The 19,773-nt window shown below is 58.5% G+C and carries 19 protein-coding genes and 1 pseudogene; 9 read left to right on the top strand and 11 right to left on the bottom strand.

What is annotated here, in order from left to right:
* The first annotated feature begins 3 nt into the window (after positions 1-3).
* Together BN873_RS06170 and BN873_RS06165 are read left to right on the top strand one after the other, a co-directional pair.
* Positions 4-948 carry a cation diffusion facilitator family transporter gene (locus BN873_RS06170; protein ID WP_082161124.1) on the top strand — a complete coding sequence of 315 codons (945 nt, stop codon included), beginning with the start codon at positions 4-6 and terminating at the stop codon, positions 946-948.
* Positions 949-1,059: 111 nt separating this feature from the next.
* Complete coding sequence (locus BN873_RS06165) at positions 1,060-3,594, top strand: EAL domain-containing protein (protein ID WP_048671757.1); 2,535 nt, start codon at positions 1,060-1,062, stop codon at positions 3,592-3,594.
* Positions 3,595-3,627: 33 nt separating this feature from the next.
* Here BN873_RS06165 and BN873_RS06160 read toward each other — a convergent pair whose 3' ends face one another.
* The 7 genes from BN873_RS06160 to BN873_RS06130 all read right to left on the bottom strand — a co-directional run bounded on the left by BN873_RS06160 (position 3,628) and on the right by BN873_RS06130 (position 9,644).
* Entirely contained in the window at positions 3,628-4,527 is a 900-nt protein-coding gene (locus tag BN873_RS06160) for a peptidoglycan DD-metalloendopeptidase family protein (protein WP_171820423.1), read from the bottom strand.
* A gap of 76 nt (positions 4,528-4,603) precedes the next feature.
* The gene (locus tag BN873_RS06155; RefSeq protein WP_048671750.1) at positions 4,604-5,263 is read right to left on the bottom strand and encodes an NAD(P)H-binding protein; all 660 of its coding nucleotides are present in this window, start codon (positions 5,261-5,263) and stop codon (positions 4,604-4,606) included.
* A gap of 49 nt (positions 5,264-5,312) precedes the next feature.
* Positions 5,313-5,564: a YfhL family 4Fe-4S dicluster ferredoxin gene (locus BN873_RS06150; protein WP_048671747.1), complete on the bottom strand. Its 252-nt coding sequence runs from the start codon at positions 5,562-5,564 to the stop codon at positions 5,313-5,315.
* 108 nt (positions 5,565-5,672) lie between these two features.
* Entirely contained in the window at positions 5,673-6,161 is a 489-nt protein-coding gene (gene coaD, locus BN873_RS06145; RefSeq protein ID WP_048671744.1) for a pantetheine-phosphate adenylyltransferase, read from the bottom strand.
* A gap of 77 nt (positions 6,162-6,238) precedes the next feature.
* A complete protein-coding gene (rsmD, locus tag BN873_RS06140; protein WP_048671742.1) occupies positions 6,239-6,868 on the bottom strand; it encodes a 16S rRNA (guanine(966)-N(2))-methyltransferase RsmD in 630 nt (209 codons plus the stop codon).
* Positions 6,865-8,187, bottom strand: coding sequence for a M16 family metallopeptidase (locus BN873_RS06135; RefSeq protein ID WP_053085252.1), 1,323 nt, complete (start codon positions 8,185-8,187; stop codon positions 6,865-6,867). Before BN873_RS06135 ends, rsmD begins: the two co-directional genes overlap by 4 nt.
* An 80-nt stretch (positions 8,188-8,267) precedes the next feature.
* A complete protein-coding gene (locus BN873_RS06130; RefSeq protein WP_048671737.1) occupies positions 8,268-9,644 on the bottom strand; it encodes a M16 family metallopeptidase in 1,377 nt (458 codons plus the stop codon).
* 94 nt (positions 9,645-9,738) lie between these two features.
* On the opposite strand from BN873_RS06130, the gene ftsY reads away from it, so the two are divergent.
* The 4 genes from ftsY to murB all read left to right on the top strand — a co-directional run bounded on the left by ftsY (position 9,739) and on the right by murB (position 13,975).
* Positions 9,739-10,815, top strand: a complete 1,077-nt coding sequence (ftsY, locus tag BN873_RS06125) for a signal recognition particle-docking protein FtsY (protein WP_071244024.1) — start codon at positions 9,739-9,741, stop codon at positions 10,813-10,815.
* 95 nt (positions 10,816-10,910) lie between these two features.
* Positions 10,911-11,783: an RNA polymerase sigma factor RpoH gene (gene rpoH / locus BN873_RS06120; protein WP_048671734.1), complete on the top strand. Its 873-nt coding sequence runs from the start codon at positions 10,911-10,913 to the stop codon at positions 11,781-11,783.
* 119 nt (positions 11,784-11,902) lie between these two features.
* The gene (locus tag BN873_RS06115; RefSeq protein ID WP_048671732.1) at positions 11,903-12,940 is read left to right on the top strand and encodes a threonine aldolase family protein; all 1,038 of its coding nucleotides are present in this window, start codon (positions 11,903-11,905) and stop codon (positions 12,938-12,940) included.
* A gap of 9 nt (positions 12,941-12,949) precedes the next feature.
* On the top strand, positions 12,950-13,975 hold the full coding sequence (gene murB / locus BN873_RS06110; protein ID WP_048671728.1) for a UDP-N-acetylmuramate dehydrogenase: 1,026 nt from the start codon (positions 12,950-12,952) through the stop codon (positions 13,973-13,975).
* 40 nt (positions 13,976-14,015) lie between these two features.
* On the opposite strand, the gene BN873_RS06105 is transcribed toward murB, so the two are convergent.
* Positions 14,016-14,648, bottom strand: coding sequence for an arylesterase (locus BN873_RS06105; RefSeq protein WP_242434380.1), 633 nt, complete (start codon positions 14,646-14,648; stop codon positions 14,016-14,018).
* Positions 14,649-14,662: 14 nt separating this feature from the next.
* Here BN873_RS06105 and BN873_RS06100 point away from each other — a divergent pair, with 14 nt between their 5' ends.
* A complete protein-coding gene (locus BN873_RS06100; protein WP_082161122.1) occupies positions 14,663-15,427 on the top strand; it encodes an ABC transporter ATP-binding protein in 765 nt (254 codons plus the stop codon).
* A gap of 3 nt (positions 15,428-15,430) precedes the next feature.
* Entirely contained in the window at positions 15,431-17,971 is a 2,541-nt protein-coding gene (locus tag BN873_RS06095; RefSeq protein WP_242434379.1) for an ABC transporter permease, read from the top strand.
* Between the two features lie 65 nt (positions 17,972-18,036).
* Here BN873_RS06095 and BN873_RS21135 read toward each other — a convergent pair whose 3' ends face one another.
* The gene (locus BN873_RS21135; protein WP_277921587.1) at positions 18,037-18,168 is read right to left on the bottom strand and encodes a hypothetical protein; all 132 of its coding nucleotides are present in this window, start codon (positions 18,166-18,168) and stop codon (positions 18,037-18,039) included.
* 31 nt (positions 18,169-18,199) lie between these two features.
* Here BN873_RS21135 and BN873_RS19360 point away from each other — a divergent pair, with 31 nt between their 5' ends.
* The gene (locus BN873_RS19360; protein WP_242434378.1) at positions 18,200-18,445 is read left to right on the top strand and encodes a TRIC cation channel family protein; all 246 of its coding nucleotides are present in this window, start codon (positions 18,200-18,202) and stop codon (positions 18,443-18,445) included.
* Here the strand turns inward: BN873_RS19360 and gcvT are convergent.
* Complete coding sequence (gene gcvT / locus BN873_RS06090; protein WP_048671726.1) at positions 18,341-19,465, bottom strand: glycine cleavage system aminomethyltransferase GcvT; 1,125 nt, start codon at positions 19,463-19,465, stop codon at positions 18,341-18,343. The genes BN873_RS19360 and gcvT overlap by 105 nt on opposite strands.
* A gap of 125 nt (positions 19,466-19,590) precedes the next feature.
* Positions 19,591-19,764: pseudogene (locus BN873_RS20800) on the bottom strand (DUF2281 domain-containing protein); the annotation flags it as partial.
* Between the last annotated feature and the right edge of the window lie 9 nt (positions 19,765-19,773).

Genomic DNA, 19,773 nt, shown 5'->3' with positions numbered 1-19,773 from the left:
TTTATGAGCACCCAGAAAGAATTGCAAATGGCTGCATCTGGACCCACGGTCCTGGAGCCGGCCGAGGCTGCCCGCTTACTACGGCTAGCGACTTACGCTTCCGTAACGACCGCAACCATCTTGATCGCCGCCAAGCTGGCGGCGGCGCTGTTCACCGGTTCGGTCAGCGTATTGGCCTCGCTGGTGGACTCCATGATGGATGTGGCGGCCTCGGTACTCAATTTGCTCGCCGTGCGTTATTCGCTGCAACCACCGGATCGTGACCATCGGTTCGGGCACGGTAAGGCGGAACCTTTAGCAGGCTTAGCGCAGGCGGCTTTTATCGCCGGCTCGGCCGTGTTTTTGACTCTACAGGCGCTAAACCGGCTAGTTCATCCACAGGCGCTAACCCATACCTGGGTCGGCCTGGGGGTCTTGGTGTTCGCCATGGTGGCCACGGCCGTTCTGCTGCTGGTGCAACGCTATGTCATCCAGCGGACGCAATCCACTGCGATCAGTGCCGACGCCACCCATTATGCGACCGATTTGCTGACTAACGGCGCCACGATTTTGGCGCTCGGTTTGAGCATGTTGGGTTGGCCGGCTATGGACCCGCTCTTCGCCATCGCAATTGCAGTGTATATTTTGTATAGTTCAGGAACTATTGCCTATAACTCAATACAATTGTTGCTGGATCACGAACTGCCACGCGAGGTTCATACACGGATTAAGGAGATCGCGCGTGAACACCCACGGGCACGCGGTGTGCATGACGTGCGTACCCGTCGCTCCGGCCAGACGTATTTCGTGCAGCTTCATTTAATGCTTGATGATCAATTGCCGTTAGTGGAAGCGCACCGCGTGGCGGACGAGGTTGAGGCAGCGATAAAAGCGAGTTTTCCAAACGCCGATGTATTGATCCATCAAGATCCGACCAGTGAACTGCCACCCCCGGCGTTGCCCAGCTGACCGCTCTGGACTACATGAAGGGCGTTAGGCGCTCATGTAGATGCGCGGTCGCAAGGACCAAAATCAGTCGGTTGGAACCGACACCAATCAGTCTCTCGAAGAAGGGCCACCATGTCAGCCGCCGGCATACCAGCTCCACCGCTAATTTTAACCATTGATGATGATGCGACGATTAGCCTGTTGGTGCGAGTGACCCTAGAGCAGGCAGGATTTCGGGTCGAGCAGGCTGAAAGCGGTCCCGCTGGCTTGGAAAGATTTGATCAGTTGCATCCGGCTGCGGTGCTGATGGATGTGATGATGCCAGGAATGGATGGGTTCGCGGTCAGCACGGAATTGCGGCGACGGCCTGGTGGCGGGCAAATTCCCATCCTGATGATGACCGGGTTGGATGATCACGAGTCCATCGACCGGGCGTTTGATGCTGGAGCCACAGACTTCATCACCAAGCCGATCAACTTTCCCCTGCTCGGTTATCGAGTACGTTATCTGCTGCGGGCCAGCACGGCAATGAATCGGCTGCGTGAGAGCGAGCGGCGCTTAGCGACTGCCCAACGTATCGCCCGGCTAGGACACTGGGATTGGTTGCCCGGTGAGAATGTATTGCATCTTTCCGAACAGGTTTGCCAAATCATGGGGCTGGATTGCCCAGACGGCAAGCTACCTTACCAAGCGTTACTCGACCGCGTGCCGGAAAAAGATCAGGCCAGGGTTCGCGGCTGGTTCGCGGCCGTGCGGGAAGGGAGGCAGGTGGATGGGATCAACCATTGGCTTGCCGGCTTTGAGACGAACCCCCGGTGTGTCCGCCAACAGGTCGAAGCCGTTTTTGACGAATCAGGCCAATTGGTCCGTGTGTACGGGACTTTACAGGATATCACCGAGCTGCAACGGGCCGAGGAGCGCATTCGCCACCTGGCGTTTTTCGACGGCCTCACCCAGTTGCCCAACCGTGAGCTTTTCAAAGACCGCTTGAGCGAGGCGCTCAAGTTAGCTAAGCGTTATTCCAGACGGGTCGGTCTACTGTTTCTGGATTTGGATAACTTCAAGCGGATCAACGACACACTCGGTCATGCCGTGGGTGATTTATTGCTCCAGGCAACGGCCGACCGTTTGAAGGAGAGCCTGCGCGAGAGTGATACAGTCGCTCGTCCGGCGGGCGATGAGCGCGGACAGACCATTGCTCGCTTGGGCGGTGATGAATTTACGGTGCTGTTGCCGGAGATCCGCTACAGTGCTGATGTAGCGCTGGTCGCTGAGCACATTCGCACCCATTTATCGCGTCCGCTCCTCCTAGCAGGACATGAAGTACTCGTGACACCCAGCATCGGTATCGCGGTTTTCCCGGAAGATGGCGATGATCCGGGCGTGTTGTTGCGTAATGCGGATATGGCGATGTATCTCGCCAAGCGTCAAGGTCGCAACCTGTACCGGTTCTACGATGCGACGTTAAATGAAGCGGCTCTGCGTCGGTTGACCATGGAGAGCCAGTTGCGTAAGGCCATCGAGCAAAATGATCTGGCTCTGCATTACCAACCACAATTAGATCTGCCGAGCGGTCGCATCAATGGGCTTGAAGCGCTGTTGCGCTGGGATAATGCGATCCTTGGTTCGATCTCGCCAGTGGATTTTATTCCCTTGGCTGAGGAAACCGGGCTGATTGTTCCCATCGGCGAATGGGTGATGCGTAGTGCCTGCCAGCAGGCCAAACAATGGCGGGATCAAGGGATTGATTTACAGCGAATTGCGGTCAATATCTCGGTTTTACAGTTCACCCAACCCGGGTTTCCAGGCTTGGTGGCGCGGGTTTTGGAGGAGACGGGCCTGGAGCCTAGCGCCCTGGAACTGGAAATCACTGAAAGCCTCCTGATGAAAGACCCCGAATACGCTATCGCTACTCTCCAGGCTTTGAAGGGTCTCGGTGTCCAGTTGGCCATTGACGATTTTGGTACCGGGTATTCCAGTTTTAGCCGTCTCAAGCAATTGCCTCTGGATCGGCTTAAGCTCGATAAAGCGTTTGTGCGTGAAGTCAACATCCGACCCGATGATGCCGCGATTGCCACCGCTGTTATCGCGATGGCCGACGGTATGGGCTTGCGGGTGATTGCGGAAGGCGTGGAGAACGAAGGCCAATTGCGCTTTCTGAAGGCGCAGCACTGTGATGAGATTCAGGGTTATTACCTGAGCCGTCCCCTGCCAGTCACGGAAATCACCGATCTGTTGCGCCGCTGTGAGCAGGGTCTAGTTGATAAAGCCACTCTGGTTGGCGAAGAGCAAATTTTGCTCATCGTCGCTGCTGATGACGATAAAAGAGTGTCTGTCCAGACTCCGCTCGTGGCGGAAGGTTACCGAGTGTTGGTCGCTACTGACATACCAGCGGCACTTGACTTGCTGGCTCGTCATCCGATTGGCGTGATGTTAGCCGACTGGAGGATGCAGCAGGACGATCAAGGGCTTTTCTGGCGCGTGCGCGAGCTGTATCCAGAAACCTTACGGATCGCTATGGGTGAAGGCTGCGAGGCCGGAAGCTTGGTCGAGCTGATTAACCAGGGCGCGATCTGTAAATTCCTGTCAAGCCCAGCACAGGTTCCGCAACTGCGAGAGATCGTGCGCGAAGCTTTTCTCAACCGCAAGCGGATAAGCGCGTCATAAATTGACCGCCCAGATCGCTGGTTTCGGGCGCGCTCAGGGTGCGAGTAGCTGCATTCCCGCTGTCGGGGTGATGGCTTGACCAGTCGCTCCGGCAAATTCGAACGGTATTGAAATCAATTCCATCCCGGAATTGCGCTGGATGGCGAAATGCAGATGCGGGCCGGTGGAGTAGCCGGTGTTACCAGAATTGGCAAGCCATAGGCCACGCTCGACACGCTGCCCAGGGGCTACACGGGTCGAGTCTGGGTCCAAGTGTGCGTATACCGCCATCGTGCCGTCATCATGCAGGATACGCACGGCATTGGCGCGCGTTTGGTATTTTGGGTCGGTGCCACCATCAAAAAAGTCGCTCGTAGCCTCCATCACGACCCCAGCGCGGGCGGCGCGGACGGGTGTTCCCTTTGGCAGGCTGATATCGACGGCATAACGGCTTTGCGAGTGTTGGTGACTGAACGCCCCATCGAACGCTTGGCCGACCGAGAAGCGCTGCCCGGACGCGAATGGTGGCGCATACGGTTGCTCAGGCTGGTGGGCGGCTTTGGGATCGCCCAATACGGCTCGGATTCGGTAGCCATAGCGCCAGCGTACACCGGTTGGTTTAAGGGTGACGGCGGTCATTTCCGTGCGAGCCGGAACGACCAACCGCATCGGCAATGGTGGTTCGGCACGCATGTTTTCCAAGCCTTCGCCGGCGATTTCCGCCTCAATGGGACCGTAATAGTCGTTCACGACCGCCAGAATCGGCGCCTCAGTGGTGCCGCGATTGCGGACACTGATCTTAGCCGGCAACTCACTGGCCGGTAGTGGGCGAACTTCGGCAGTAACGTTGGCGGCGGGCGGTTTGTCAGTGAACACCCAGGCACCGGAAGCGTCCTGGTACTTGTAGAGTTTTTTCGCTGCTACCGGCAGTGATAGCACCAGACCCAACGTCACCGTCACCCCCATGGCTAGGGTGAGATGCGACGAATACCGCCTGCTATAGGGTGTCCGTAACCGGTGGTCGGCTGATTTAGCTTCTGAAATAATGAATATGTATCCCTGGTGGGCCATTTTTGGCCAACTCGACCATTTTGGCAGCGACGGTTTTCGCAGGCACCGGGCGATAATGGCTAAATGGCCCCCAGGCGAAGGGCGCCCAAAATGGGGCCATTTGCCGGCTCCATTCTTCCATGGGGCGCGGCCCAGTCCGTTCCCCCAGCAGCAACGAAGGACGTAACAGGTGTACTGCCTGTAATCCTGAATCAGTCACCGCAGCTTCGGCTCGTCCCTTGAGCCGATTATAAAAGATCGGTGAGGCGGCATCGGCCACGACCGCCGAGAGCAACACGAAACGCATCGCACCCGCTGCGGCGGCTAGCTTGGCCAGCTCAGCGACATAGATATGGTCCACCTTGGCAAACGCTTCGGGAGAACCGGCGGCGCGATGGGTCGTCCCCAAACAGCAGAGCGCGGCATCGGTCCTGATGGCGCCCGCTTGCTCGCGCAGATGGTCGAAATCCACCACCTGAACGGTTAATTTCGGATGGGCCTGCGCCAATGCTCGGCGAGCGACCACGGTGATGTGGGCAATGCCGTCATCAGCCAGCAGTTGGGTCAAACAGTGCCCACCAACCAGGCCGCTGGCGCCGGCCAGGAGTACCCGAATTCCTGTTTGCGGTTGAATCTCCATCGCTGCCTACTCTCCCTCCCAAACTGAACCACACGTCCCGCTAAGCGTTTTAAGCGGTGCTGGTTAATTTCTCGTATTTGGCCTGTAACTGCTCTTCAGTCTCGGAATGGTTAGGGTCGGGAAGAATGCAGTCCACCGGACAGACTTCAATACATTGCGGGGTGTCGTAATGGCCGACACATTGGGTACAGCGACTGGGGTCGATCTCATAGATCTCATCACCTTGCGCAATAGCCTCATTCGGGCATTCGGGTTCGCACACGTCGCAATTGATGCATTCGTCGGTAATCAACAGGGCCATGGTCGGGTCCTCTTTGGTTTCGAACGATAACCGTTCTGGAAGATAGCTTAAGGGTTGCTGTGATTGTGACAGCTTTGGAGTAGGGTAAATTTCCGAGTATTTTAATAATTATTTGCGACTAGCGAATTTTGCAGCCAGCGCTGCCTCAACTTTGGGATGCACGAATGGCGCGATGTTCCCGCCCAACTTGGCGACTTCGCGCACCAGGCTAGAGGAGATGAAGGAATATTGCTCGGCCGGTGTCAGAAAAACTGATTCGATGTCAGGGTATAAACGGCGATTCATGTTGGCAAGCTGAAATTCAAATTCGAAATCTGAAACGGCCCGCAGCCCACGCAAGATCACATGAGCACCGATCTGTTTGGCATGATTCACCAAGAGAATGTCGAATCCGCACACCACAACATTGGGTAAATGTGCCAGCGCTTCGCGCGCCAATTCAACCCGTTCCGCCAAGGAAAACAACGGCTGTTTGTTGGGGTTGGCGGCCACACTGACGGTCAGGTGATCGAACATGCGGGCACCGCGTTCAACAAGGTCGATATGACCGCGCGTGATTGGGTCGAAAGTGCCGGGATAGATGGCGGCGACAGGCATGATGGTTCCTGGGGAAAATGATGATAGTTTTATGAAGATTATCGGGAATGGCGCACAGCAAGGCAACCATTCAGCCGTCATTCATGATCGTCTATGGATGGCGGCTTGCTGAACGATACGTCGTGCGATGAAAGTGATGGGCATTCCCTGCGGGCTAGCCGGTAAGTGACCGCACCTGCGGTTTTTTCCCGATGAAGGCCCCAATTTGACGGTAACATCGGTTGCAAGCCGGTCTCCGATTCCAGATAGATCCAGGCCGTTGCCGCCAGCCAACCGCCTTGTTCCAAAGCGACGCAAGCCGGTTCCAGCAAGTTGTGGCCGAACGGTGGATCGAGTAGCACGATCTCGAAAGGTGTACTGGGCTGTCGCAACCACGCCAGCGCCTCAGCGCATTCGGCGCGGGCATCCCGCGCTGCTAACTGAAGCAGGTTGGCACGGAGCGATTTAACGGCGGCTAGCTGTTGTTCGACGAACACGACACCAGCCGCACCGCGGGACAGCGCCTCAATGCCGAGGGCGCCGCTGCCGGCGAACAAATCCAAGCAACGTGCGCCGGGCAACACCGGAGCCAGCCAGTTGAACAGAGTTTCCCGCACGCGATCCGGGGTCGGCCGTAACCCTGGCAAATCGGGAAAATGCAACCGGCGACCTCGCCATTGACCAGCGATGACCCGAAGTTGATTGCCGTGCCTAATGCTCCGGTTCATGAACCGGCGGGTTTCACCGGGCTGGCGTTTACCGGTGCGCTTGGCGTGGACTGGCCGCCGCCGACGATGACGGTGATGAGTTTGTCCGGCTGAACCTGGCGTTGCCAGGTGGTTTTGGCCTGCTCCAGCGTGATGCCGTTTATCATGCCGATGTAATTTTGCAGATAATCCAGCGGCAGACCATAAAAGGCGATCAGCCCCAACGCACCGGCCAATTTGCCGTTGCCAGCGAGATCAAGCGCAAAGCCACCGGTGATATTTTGCCGGGCTTCTTCCAGGGCCTGGGCGGTAGAACCGCTACTGGTAAATTCCCGCAAGGTCGTTTGTGTCACCTGCAAGGCGGTATCGACTTGATCGTTGCGGGTTTGCAGATTGATGAGGAAAGGCCCAGCCTGCTGCATCGGGGAGAACGCGCTATAGGCGCCGTAGGCCAGCCCACGCTTTTCACGGATTTCCTGGGAAAGCTGTGAGACCAGGCCATTTCCGCCTAGAACATGGTTACCAAGAAACAGCGCGTAGTAGTCAGGATCGCCGCGCTTGACACCCAACTGCCCCATCAGGATATGGCTTTGACTGGAAGGATGGGCAATGCGGATGGTTTGACCAGCGGTAACGGCAGGTATCGGCGGTGGTGGTGGCACCGGCTCACCGCGCGCCAGTTCGCCGACCAGCTTATTCGCCAACTGTTCGGCGGCCGGCCGATCCAAGGCGCCGACCATCGCCATGACAGCATTGGCGGCGGTGTAGTAGCGACGATGGAAGCGTTCGAGATCAGCGCGGGTAATCGCCTCCAGACTGGCGGGCGTTCCTTCGGGCGGTGATCCGTAAGGGTGATCGCCGTACAAGGCTTTAAAGAAAGCATCCTGGGCGATAGCACCGGGCGATTGGGCGCGCTCTCGCAGAGCAGTCAACATTTGCTGGCGGACCCGGCCCAGGGCCTCTGGGCTAAAGGTCGGCTCTTTCAACAAACGCGCCACGGCTTCCACCGCCGGTTGTAGATACTGTGGATCGGACAAACTGCGCAGTGAGACGGTTGCCGCGTCCCGTCGCGAGCTGATGGTCAATCGAGCGCCGACCCGATCCAGCCGGTCAGCAATCGTGTCGGCCGACCAATCACCGGCGCCTTCTTCCAGTAAAGCGTTGGTCAGTTGCGCCAAACCCGCCTGGGCGCCATCGCGGATCGATCCAGCGTTGAACAGAATCTGTACGTCCACCATCGGCAGTTCGGGCGCCGGAATGAAATAAACCGGTACGCCGTTGGCCGTGCGCCAGTTTTGAATGGCGGGTACGGCGGTGGCCAGGTTTGATACCAGGAGCATAACAGCGGCCATAAAGCCGCTTAGGAGGTATTTGAGGTGAGGGATCATAGCCAGGAGTCAAGATCGCGAAGGAGAAAGGGTTAGCGAACGGCATGGTCTAGCGCGGCAGCGGGCGCTTTCGGCCGGCGGCCATCCAGTGGTAGCGGCTCCAGAATGGCTACCGTCAGCCGGTCGTCGGTAAGGTATTTGCGGGCCACGTCGCGCACCTGCTCTGGGGTGACGGCTTGAATGCGCTGAACGTAATCATCCAGCTTGTTCCAACCCAGACCAACGGTTTCCAAGGTGCCCAGCCGCATTCCCTGATAAAACATCGAATCTTGTCGATAGACATCGGCGGCGACCACTTGGGCGATGACACGCGCCAGCTCCTCGGTGCTGACCAGTTCCTCACGCAGCCGTGCCACTTCAGCGCGCAGCGCTTTTTCCAGGTCGGCGGTTGTGCGGCCCGGTGCGGGATTGCCAGCCAGTACGAACAATTCTTCCAGCCGTGCAGTCAGGTTGTAATTGGTACCGGCGGCGGCCGCGACCTGGCTGCCACGAATCAGGTTACGGCTGAAGCGGGCGCTGGTACCACCGTCTAGGATGCCGTCCAACACCGCTAGCGCGTAAGGTTCCCAGGCTTCGGTGGCGGTCTTTAAAGTCGGCGCCTTATAGCCCAGCGTCAAGTAGGGGACTTCGGCGGGTGTTTTAACCACGATACGCCGCTCGCCTTGTTGTGGAATTTCCGCTGCCGCTCTGGGCAGGGTCAGGACGCTCGGTGCCAAAGGGCCAAAATGTTTTTCAGCCAGTTCCCGCACCTTGGCAGGGTCCACGTCGCCGACCACCACCAGGGTGGCGTTATTCGGCGCATACCATTGCTGGTACCAACGACGCAGATCGTCGGGATTGATCGCTTGGATATCCTGCATCCAGCCGATGATCGGATGGCGGTAAGGGCTGGTGATGTAGGCGGTGGCCAGGAACTGTTCCTGGGTCAGCGCGTCGGGTTGGTCATCGGTGCGCAACCGGCGCTCTTCGGCGACCACTTGGGCTTCCTTGCTGACATCTTCGGGTTTCAAGAGCAGATGGCGCATCCGGTCGGCTTCGAGCCGAAAGCTCAGTTCCAGGCGTTCTTTTTCGAGTGTCTGGAAATAGGCCGTGTAGTCGTGGCTGGTGAAGGCATTTTCGTCGCCACCGTTGGCAGCGATCTGGCGGGAGAACTCACCGCCCGGCACGTTGGGCGTGCCTTTGAACATCAGGTGTTCCAAAAGGTGAGATATGCCGGTCAGTCCGCTCGGTTCGTAGCTGGAGCCGACTTTGTACCAGACTTGGGAAACGACCACCGGCGCCCGATGATCCTCGCGGACCAGCACTTTCAGGCCATTCCCCAAAGTAAATTCGTGGACGGGGACGGCGGTAAAGGCGCTTGGCGCATTCAAAAGGCAAAGGAGCAGCAGTGGATTGAGAATCTTGGCCATGAGCTTGATTTGAATTTAGGTGTCTGCGTAAAACAGACTGAAATGGTACGATAAGTTCCGTTCTTCATCAGTATAACGGTAACTTTGATCTCTTATGGCCGAATCCAAACCTAATACCCCCGCTTCTCCAGCGCCGCCGGAGCCGGAGGAGCGCAAAAAATCTCGCTTGTTCGACGTGCTGAACCGGCCGATTCACCTCCCCTTCCGCAAGGATCGTCCATCCGAAGCGAGCACTGAACCGGCAGAAGTCAAACCGTTCGCCAAGCTGCGGGACCGCTTGCGGCGGACCCGTCAGGGCTTGGTCGGTGGCTTGGCGGGCTTGTTCGCCGGTCGTAAGTTGGATGACGAAACCCTGGAAGAGCTGGAAGGCCGCTTATTGCTGGCCGATGTCGGGGTGGACGTCACCAACCAGTTGATGAAACGCCTGACGGAGCGGGTCGCCCGTCGGCAACTGAACGACATACCAACTCTGGTTCAGGCGTTGCGTGACGAATTGCTGTCGATCCTGCTGCCTTGCCAACAACCCTGGCGGCCCAGTGAATCGTGCCCCTATGTGATCCTCACGGTTGGGGTTAACGGGGTTGGTAAGACGACCACCATCGGCAAGTTGGCGAAAAAGCTGCAAAGCGATGACCTGTCGGTCTTGCTGGCCGCAGGTGACACCTTTCGCGCGGCGGCGGTCGAACAGCTTCAAGTTTGGGGTGAGCGCAATCGCATCCTGGTTATCGCCCAGCAAAGCGGAGCCGATTCCGCCTCGGTGATCTACGACGCGATTCAGGCTGCCAAAGCCAGACAGGTCGATGTGGTGATTGCCGATACCGCTGGTCGCCTGCACACTCAGTCGAACTTGATGGAAGAACTGAAGAAGATCAAGCGGGTCATCGGCAAGGTGGATGCCGAAGCTCCCCACGAAGTGCTGCTGGTGGTCGATGCCAGCACCGGCCAGAACGCGCTGAATCAGGCGGTGCAGTTTCACGAGGCGGTGGGCGTGACCGGCCTGGTTTTGACCAAGCTCGATGGTACCGCCAAGGGCGGTATCGTCTTTGCCATCGCGCAGCGGCTAGGCTTGCCGATCCGTTTTATTGGGGTTGGCGAGGGCATCGAGGATTTGCGCCCGTTCGATGCCGCCGAATTCGTCGCTGCCCTGCTGGATGAAGACGCCGGCGCTTAACGGCGTGGCTGGCTGCGGAACCTTTTTTGCTTTTGGCACTCTTACGAACGGAGTGCTAAGCTAATCGCTTAGTTTGCTGTCCCAGGGAGAAATGAATGACGACGACTGCACTGGTTCCCTACTTGCAAAATCTTCCGGTTCCGGTCGATAGCCTGGAAAGTTATATCCAGGCGGTGAATCGGGTACCGGTCCTGAGCGCCGAGGAAGAGCAAAGCCTCGCGCAGCGGTTGCGGTTGCGCGACGATCTTGCGGCGGCCCAGCGTTTGATCGTGGCCCATTTGCGGTTTGTGGTGCATATCGCGCGCGGGTATATGGGTTATGGGTTGCCTTTAGGAGATTTGATCCAGGAAGGCAATGTCGGCTTGATGAAGGCGGTCAAGCGTTTTGATCCGGTCCACGAGGTGCGGCTGGTTTCTTTTGCCGTGCATTGGATTCGGGCGGAGATTCACGAGTTTATCCTGCGCAATTGGCGCATCGTGAAAATCGCCACCACCAAATCGCAGCGCAAGCTTTTCTTCAAGCTGCGCAGTGCCAAGAAACGGCTGGGGTGGCTAAACGGCGAAGAAGTTGCAACGGTCGCCCGCGAGTTGGGCGTGAGTCCAGATGCGGTGATGGAGATGGAATCGCGTCTGAGCGGTTACGATGTATCGTTCGATCCAGGGCCGGAGGTCGATAGCGAGGACGAGCATGAAACCTATACGCCATCCGCCTACTTGCGAGACGAGCAAGCCGATCCGGCGAGTGCGCTAGAACAGGACGATTGGGAGGATCAGGCGACCAGCCGGCTGAGTGAAGCTCTGGAGCGCCTCGACCCGCGCAGCCGCGCTATCGTTCAGCGGCGCTGGCTGGATGATGCCAAGCCGACCCTGCATGAGCTAGCTGCCGAATACAAGGTGTCCGCCGAACGGATTCGCCAGCTTGAAAACAATGCCATGAAAAAATTGCGCGCCAGCTTGCCTGGCCTCTGAGCGCCAACGCTTGCTGACCCGCCCGGTGGCGGGTTTTTTTATGTAGCGCGCGGCGGGGGGTGGAGCGGATATCGTTATAATCAACCCCCTTCGCTGTCCGCTGGAAGGAGTACGACGCTGTGAATCAACCGGCACATCAGTTCGCGAGCGACAACTACTCCGGCATTTGTTCGGAAGCCTTGGATTATCTACAGGCTGCCAATGTCGGCGATGCCCCCGCTTACGGTAATGACGAGTGGACGCAGCGGGTCGCCGATAAGTTTCGTGAGCTGTTTGAAACGGACTGTGAAGTTTTCTTTGTTTTCAACGGCACAGCCGCCAATTCGTTGTCTTTATCGGCGCTCTGCCAGTCCTATCACAGCGTGATCTGTCACGAGACCGCTCACATCGAAACCGACGAATGCGGCGGCCCTGAGTTCGCCTCGAACGGCTCGAAATTGTTATTGGCCAAGGGTGAACTGGGCAAGCTCGATCCGACCGATGTTGAGCGTTTGATCATCCGCCGCTGTGATATCCACTATCCCAAGCCCAAAGTAGTCAGTGTCACGCAGGCCACAGAATTAGGCACCCTGTATACGGTAGACGAGTTGCACGCCCTGCGCGAACTGGCCGACCGTCATGGCCTGAAGATCCACATGGACGGCGCTCGTTTTGCGAACGCGGTCGTTGCCCTGTCGCAAACACCGGCCGACTTGACGTGGCGAGCGGGTGTCGATGTTTTGTGTCTGGGCGGCACCAAAAACGGTATGGCAGTCGGCGAGGCCATTGTGTTCTTCGATAAGGCACTGGCCACCGATTTTGCCTACCGCTGCAAGCAGGCCGGACAATTGGCCTCGAAGATGCGTTTCATCGCCGCGCCCTGGCTAGGATTGCTGGAAACCGGCGCCTGGCTGCGCAACGCTCGCCAAGCAAACGCGATGGCCGCCTATCTCGCCGAGCGCCTGAAACGATTCCCCGGCGTTCGCCTGATGTTTCCTCCACAGGCCAATTCCGTGTTTCTGGAACTGCCGGAATCCACTGTTGGGGCGCTGAGAGCCAGGGGCTGGCTGTTTTACACCTTTATCGGGGTGGGCGGTGTTCGCTTGATGTGTTCGTGGAATACCACGCCCCAAGCCGTTGATCAGTTTGTCGATGACCTAGCCCACAGTCTCGCCTGAGCACTTCAAATGGTCGCCCATCTGCTCAAGCGAGATGTCTCGCTACATCCTTTCAATACCTTCGGACTACCGGCCCGCGCGGCCTGGTTCGCTACCATTGAAACGCCTGCGCAGTTGGTCAAACTGATCGCCCTCCCGGAGTGGCGTTATTTGCAGCATTTCGTCTTGGGGGGCGGCAGCAATGTGATCCTGACCGGGGATTTTGCCGGGCTGGTTCTTCAAGTGCGGATTGCGGGGCGGGAGTTGGTGGCGGAAGAACCCGATGCCTGGATCGTGCGAGCGGGAGCAGGGGAGAACTGGCACCTATTCGTTTGTTGGACGCTGGAGCAGGGTTGGCCAGGCTTGGAGAATCTGGCGCTGATTCCTGGTACGGTCGGTGCCGCGCCGATTCAGAACATCGGCGCTTACGGCTTGGAAGTGGCTGATCGCATCAAGTGTTTGGACGCGATTGATTTAAGCAATGGTGAGCCGGTGGTCTTTGATGGGCCTGCTTGCCGGTTTGGCTACCGGGATAGCATTTTTAAGCACGAGGCCGCCGGCCGCTATTTGATCACTGCGGTCACTTTCCGCCTGGCTAAAGAGTGGCGGCCGCTGATCGGTTACGCCGATGTGGAGCGCGAATTGGCGGCCCGTCGCATCGAGCGGCCGACCGCGCGGGATATTGCCGAGACGGTCATCGCAGTCCGAAACCACAAATTGCCCGACCCAATACGAATCGGTAATGCGGGCAGCTTTTTTAAGAATCCCGTGGTGGATGCTGCCACATTTGCACCCTTGAGCGTGCGCTATCCGGCAATGCCGCATTATCTTCAACCCGACGGCACCGTGAAACTAGCTGCCGGCTGGTTGATCGAACGGTGTGGCTGGAAAGGCAAACAGCTCGGCCCGGTCGGCGTCTACCAAAAGCAGGCATTGGTGCTGGTCAATTGTGGCGGCGCACGGGGTGAGGATGTACTGCGGCTAGCCAAAGCGATTCAGCAATCGGTTCAGGCGATGTTTGGGGTCGCATTGGAGCCGGAGCCGGTGATGCTGTGAGCACGGACAACGAGGCTCGTTTTCCTGAAGCATAAAGGCATTATCGCAAGGCTGGCTCTAGCGTTCCCCAGACATTATCCAAAATGCGTGGCTGGGCTTCGGTGCGCGGATGCAAGCCATCTTCTTGGATGAGCGCCGGATTACCCGCTACCCCATCCAGCAAGAAGGGAATCAAGGGAATGTCATAGTGTTTCGCCAGTTCGGCGAATGTTGCATGAAACTTTTGGGTGTAGGTGGGGCCATAATTCGGTGGAATCCGCATCTCGGCCAGTAAGACCTTGGCACCCGCCTGCCGGGATAGCTCAATCATCCGCGCCAGATTGTGGCTCATCGCCATCGGTGGCTGCCCGCGTAAGCCATCATTGGCGCCCAATTCCAGGATGACGATGGTGGGCCGCTCGCGTTCCAGCGCCGCCGGCAGTCGGCTCAAACCGCCGTCGGTCGTATCACCGCTGATGCTGGCGTTGACCACCCGGTGTGGAAAACCGCGCTCCACAAGCCGATCTTGCAGCCGTTTGACCCAGCCCTGGTTGGCGGCAATCCCGTAACCAGCGCTCAAGCTGTCGCCCAGCACCAGAATCGTTGGGGTGTCGGCGTGGGCCGATGGGCTGAATAACATCACCAGCGAAAGTACCCATCTGAGTAAATAACGTGAGTCATTGGTTTTCATCATCGGAGAATCTGGCTATGCGGGTGGATCGTGACCCGAAAACAGCAAAGGGTAGTAGCGTAACCGCCGCGTCGTCATTGGACAATCACAGCGGGCCTATCGTGCGCGTTGTGGCCTTACGCAAGCAAGTCGTCAGCCCGGAAGGTCCACTGGTCATCCTTGACGATATCAACTTCACGATAGATCGGGGTGAAAGCGTGGCAGTGGTGGGGGCGTCCGGTTCCGGCAAATCAACCTTGCTGAGCTTGCTAGCCGGGTTGGACACGCCCAGCGCCGGGCGGGTATGGCTGGCCGGTGCTGATTTGGGCGAACTGGATGAGGATGGCCGCGCTCTGTTGCGCGCTCAGCGGGTCGGCTTCGTGTTTCAATCTTTCCAATTGTTGCTCGGCCTGACGGCGCTGGAAAACGTCATGCTGCCGCTGGAACTCGCCGGTCAGCCAGAACCGCGCCGCTCGGCGCTGGACTTGTTGGAGCGGGTGGGCCTCAAAGCGCGCGCGCGCCATTACCCGACGCAATTATCCGGTGGCGAGCAACAGCGGGTTGCCATCGCTCGCGCCTTCGCCGGTAATCCCGATGTGCTGTTCGCCGACGAACCCACCGGCAATCTGGATCAAAAAACGGGCCATCGCATCGTCGATCTGTTGTTCGATCTCAACCGCGAACAGGGCACGACGTTGATTTTGGTAACGCACGATGCCGAACTGGCAGCCTATTGTGACCGTGTGCTGGAATTGGACGATGGCCGGTTGCAAGGAGAAACCCGTAAGGCGGAGGCTAGGTAAAGCATGGCCGTGCCGGAGACAACTTCAGATCAAGCGCCGATGGCCTATTGGCTAACCATTGGCCGTATGGCGTTGCGCGCGCTCGCCCGTGATTGGCAGGCCGGTGAATTGCGGGTGCTGGCGGTCGCGCTGTTGATTGCAGTGGCCAGCGTTGCCGCCGTTGGCTTTTTTACCGACCGTATCCAGCAGGCGATGGAGCTTAAAGCCAGCGAATTGCTGGGTGCAGATTTGGTCGTGGCCGCGCCGAATCTGCTACAGCCGTCGCTGACTGAAGAAGCACGCCGACAGCATCTACAAACGGCGGAGACCCTGAATTTTCGCAGCGTGGTCATCGCCGGCGAGATGACCCAACTGGCCGAAGTGAAAGCGGTCGGCCCCGGCTATCCCTTACGCGGCGCTTTGCAAGTCAGCGATCAACCGTTTGCACCGCCCCGCATAGTCGCCGACATTCCAGAGCCGGGCCAGGTTTGGTTGGATGAACGGCTGATTCAGACGCTCAAGCTGCAAGTGGGCGATGCCGTGGAACTCGGTACCCGAAGTTTTCGGATCGGGCAGATCCTGGCTTACGAACCGGATCGCGCGGGCGATCTGTTCAGCATTGCGCCGCGATTGTTGATGAACCTGGCCGACATTCCATCAACCGGTTTAATCCAGCCCGGCAGCCGGGTCGAATATCGGCTGTTGCTGGCCGGTGAACCGGCGGCGCTGGAGATGTTCAAGACGACGGTTAAGCCACTGCTGAAGATCGGTGAGAAGCTGCAAGGAGTGCGCGAAGCGCGTGCTGAGTTGCGCCTGGCGCTGGAACGGGCGGAACGGTTTCTGCATCTGGCGGCATTGGTCAGCGTGATTCTGGCCGGTGTCGGTGTGGCGATTGCCGCTCGGCGTTTCGCTGCTCGCCACTGGGACAGCGTGGCGATTATGCGCTGTGTTGGCGCCACGCAGCCGCTGATTGTGCGGTTGTTCGTGTTGGAATTAGTGACCTTGGCGGCGGTCGCCGGTGTGGCCGGTTTAGTCCTCGGCTATGTCGCCCAGTACGGCTTGAGCGGTGTGTTGGGCCAGTTGATCAGCCGTACCGAATTGCCTGCGCCGTCTTGGTTTCCCATTTGGCCCGCATTGGCGACGGGGTTTGTCACCTTGCTCGGCTTTGGGTTGCCGCCGCTGTTGCGGTTGCGGGAAGTGCCGCCGTTGCGAGTTCTGCGGCGCGATCTCGGCCCGGTCGATACCCGCCTGCTGGCGTTGTACGGCCCGGCACTCCTGGCGACGGCTGCGTTGTTGATCTGGCAAGCCGGTGAATTGCGACTGGCGTTGATCGTCTGTGCCGGCGTGGCGGCTACGACCGTTGTGCTATCGCTGGCGGCTTGGGGTTTGGTCAAGGCACTGAATTTATTACGCGGTCGCGTTGGGGTGGCCTGGCGCTTTGGGCTGGCCAACATCGCCCGACGTGGCCCCGGCAGTGCGGTACAAGTGGTCGCGCTGGGTTTGGGGCTGATGGCCTTGTTGATGCTGACTCTGGTGCGCACCGACTTATTGACTAGTTGGCGTTCCAGTTTGCCGGCCGACGCACCCAATCATTTTCTGATCAATATCCAACCCGGTGAAGTGGAGGGGATACGGCAATTTTTGCGCGAACGGGGATTGAGTAGCGTCGAACTCTATCCGATGGTGCGTGGGCGACTGACGGGCATCAACGGCCGACCCGTTGAACCGAATGATTATCAAGACCCGCGTGCCAAACGGCTGGTGGAACGAGAGTTCAATTTGTCCCAGATTGAGCGGTTGCAGGAGGATAACCGCATTGTGGCTGGACAGTGGTGGGCTGCCGGCGCTCGCGGCCAAGGCGTCGCCTCGGTCGAACAGGGGTTAGCGAAAGATCTCGGTATTGCCTTGCATGACACGCTGCGCTTTCAGATCGCCGGGCAGAGTTTGGAAGCCGAGGTCACCAGTTTGCGCAGCGTGGAATGGGATTCATTCCGGGTCAATTTTTTTGTGGTGTTCCCGCCGAGCGCACTGGCTGCCTATCCGGCGACGTGGATTACCAGCTTTCATCTGCCGGCTGGCCAAAAGCCGCTGCTGGCGGAACTGGTTCGCCACTATCCGTCGGTGACGGTCTTGGATGTCGAAGCGCTGATGGGCAAGGTGCGCGAGATCATGGATCGGGTCATTGCCGCTGTTGAATACGTGTTCCTGTTTACTTTAGCGGCGGGATTGGTGGTGCTGTATGCGGCGATTCAGGCAACTCAGGACGAGCGTCGGTTTGAAAGTGCGGTGTTGCGTACCTTGGGCGCACAGCGGGCGATGGTGCGGGAAAGCCTGTTGGCGGAATTTGCCACGTTGGGGTTGCTGGCCGGTGTGTTAGCGGCCACTGCTGCTACGGTATTGGGGTTTGTGCTGTCTCGACATATCTTTGATTTTCCGTACCAATTCAATCCGTGGATTTGGCTGCTGGGGGCGAGTGCGGGCGTGGTCGGCGTAGGGTTGGCTGGGTTGATCGGCGCACGTTCGGCCTTGAGGCAACCGCCGTGGCGGGCGTTGCGGGAATTGTAGAATTGGAAAAACACCTCCCCGCTAAATCCTGGGGAGGCGCTAAGCGCTTTTGCGAAGTAGCGGTACTAAGCGATATTTCTGGGTAGCATGTTACCGCTGCCGTCGGCTAGGGCTTGGTCGTTGACCAAGCCCTCCAACGAGGCCACTGAGTAGGGGCACAGAATATCGCCGGTCACCACGACGCTGGTCTTTGCCATTTCCGGCATTATTGAAGCCGTTCGCAAAAAAATGGATGTAGTCGGCATTTTCGCCATGGCGTTTATAACAGCTTTTGGCGAAAGCACAGTCTGTGATCTACTGCTTGATCGCAGGCTATTCTGCTGGGTGCAGAATCACCGCATCGAGTCTGGCCAGAGGCAGCGAGCAAACTTAGCCCCGGTAATAACGCTGCGGTACGAACGGGGTCTTGGTCACGACAACTGGCACCGGTTTGTCACGCACGATGGCGTTCAGTGGGGTACCAATGGCCGCTAGCGCGGTTTCGACGTAGCCCATCGCTACCGGGCCACCCAGGGTGGGGCCGAAGCCGCCACTGGTTACTTTGCCGACCTTGTGGCCGCTGGTGTCCACCAGTTCCGCGCCGTCGCGCACCGGCATCTTGCCCTGGGGCAGCAAGCCGACCCGCTTGCGGGCTACGCCGTTGGCGATTTGCTCGAAGATGACTTCCGCGCCGGGATAGCCGCCAGGTCGGGTGCCATCACGGCGGCGCGGCTTGGACAGCGCCCATAGCAGACTGCCTTCGACCGGCGTGGTGGTGGTGTCGATGTCGTGACCGTACAGGCACAGCCCGGCTTCGAGGCGTAGCGAATCACGCGCCCCTAATCCAATCGGCGCGACTTCCGGTTGCGCCAGCAACAGGCGGGCCAGTTCCTCAGCTTTCTCAGCAGGCACGGAAATCTCAAAGCCATCTTCGCCGGTGTAGCCGGAGCGACTGATGAGGCAGGGAACACCGACCAGCTTGACCTGGCCGTGATTCATGAAAATCATCGTGCCGGTTTCCGGTGCGAGGCGAGCCATCACCGCCGCCGCCGCCGGGCCTTGCAGGGCCAGCAGGGCGCGGTCGGCCAGCTCTTCCACCGTGCAGCGGCCGGACAGATGCTGTTGCATGTGGGCGATGTCCTGCTGTTTACAGGCGGCGTTCACCACCACAAACAGCGAATCATCGCCGCTGTTGACCACCATCAGATCATCCAGAATGCCGCCCTGGTCGTTGGTGAACAGGGCATAACGCTGGTTACCGGCGGGCAGGTCGATGATGTCTACCGGCACCAGTGTTTCCAGCGCCGCCGCTGCGCCCGCGCCAGACAGCCGTACCTGACCCATATGCGACACGTCAAACAGGCCCGCCTGGGTACGGGTGTGGTTATGCTCCTTGATAATCCCGGAGGGGTACTGCACCGGCATTTCGTAACCGGCAAACAGCACCATTCGGGCGCCAAGTTCAAGATGCAGATTGTATAGGGGTGTCCGCGCAAGGGATTCGTGGGTGCTCATGTCCGGTTCCAGAATAGGTCAGGGTTCAGTCAGTGCCTTAACATTTCGATGATATTGACGGCGAGGCCGCTACACGCAGTTTCTTTATATTTGGTTTTCATATCGGCACCGGTCTCGCGCGGTGCATCGAAATCATCAGCCATCCATATAAGACCTCTGGCGCTGCCGGGCTGTCGCGGTTCCTGGTTTTTTAGCCTGGGTTGCTTCTGTTCCAGGAATTTCACGAAATCAAAGACTTCGCTAACGAGAGATTCTGGCAATTGCTGGAGATGCCGGTAAACCAGTTCGGCCTGGGTCATTCTGAACTC

Source organism: Candidatus Competibacter denitrificans Run_A_D11 (assembly GCF_001051235.1).
GTDB lineage: Bacteria > Pseudomonadota > Gammaproteobacteria > Competibacterales > Competibacteraceae > Competibacter_A > Competibacter_A denitrificans.
Note: the sequence above shows the minus strand (reverse complement) of the source record. Positions and strands in the feature narration are given on the sequence as shown.

Bases quoted from the DNA above. Each gene is read 5' to 3' on its own strand.
- BN873_RS06170 (WP_082161124.1), top strand. From the start codon at position 4: ATGAGCACCCAGAAAGAATTGCAAATGGCTGCATCTGGACCCACGGTC.
- BN873_RS06165 (WP_048671757.1), top strand. From the start codon at position 1,060: ATGTCAGCCGCCGGCATACCAGCTCCACCGCTAATTTTAACCATTGAT.
- BN873_RS06155 (WP_048671750.1), bottom strand. From the start codon at position 5,263: ATGGAGATTCAACCGCAAACAGGAATTCGGGTACTCCTGGCCGGCGCC.
- BN873_RS06150 (WP_048671747.1), bottom strand. From the start codon at position 5,564: ATGGCCCTGTTGATTACCGACGAATGCATCAATTGCGACGTGTGCGAA.
- coaD (WP_048671744.1), bottom strand. From the start codon at position 6,161: ATGCCTGTCGCCGCCATCTATCCCGGCACTTTCGACCCAATCACGCGC.
- rsmD (WP_048671742.1), bottom strand. From the start codon at position 6,868: ATGAACCGGAGCATTAGGCACGGCAATCAACTTCGGGTCATCGCTGGT.
- BN873_RS06135 (WP_053085252.1), bottom strand. From the start codon at position 8,187: ATGCTCCTGGTATCAAACCTGGCCACCGCCGTACCCGCCATTCAAAAC.
- BN873_RS06130 (WP_048671737.1), bottom strand. From the start codon at position 9,644: ATGGCCAAGATTCTCAATCCACTGCTGCTCCTTTGCCTTTTGAATGCG.
- ftsY (WP_071244024.1), top strand. From the start codon at position 9,739: ATGGCCGAATCCAAACCTAATACCCCCGCTTCTCCAGCGCCGCCGGAG.
- rpoH (WP_048671734.1), top strand. From the start codon at position 10,911: ATGACGACGACTGCACTGGTTCCCTACTTGCAAAATCTTCCGGTTCCG.
- murB (WP_048671728.1), top strand. From the start codon at position 12,950: ATGGTCGCCCATCTGCTCAAGCGAGATGTCTCGCTACATCCTTTCAAT.
- BN873_RS06105 (WP_242434380.1), bottom strand. From the start codon at position 14,648: ATGATGAAAACCAATGACTCACGTTATTTACTCAGATGGGTACTTTCG.
- BN873_RS06100 (WP_082161122.1), top strand. From the start codon at position 14,663: ATGCGGGTGGATCGTGACCCGAAAACAGCAAAGGGTAGTAGCGTAACC.
- BN873_RS06095 (WP_242434379.1), top strand. From the start codon at position 15,431: ATGGCCGTGCCGGAGACAACTTCAGATCAAGCGCCGATGGCCTATTGG.
- BN873_RS21135 (WP_277921587.1), bottom strand. From the start codon at position 18,168: ATGGCAAAGACCAGCGTCGTGGTGACCGGCGATATTCTGTGCCCCTAC.
- BN873_RS19360 (WP_242434378.1), top strand. From the start codon at position 18,200: ATGGATGTAGTCGGCATTTTCGCCATGGCGTTTATAACAGCTTTTGGC.
- gcvT (WP_048671726.1), bottom strand. From the start codon at position 19,465: ATGAGCACCCACGAATCCCTTGCGCGGACACCCCTATACAATCTGCAT.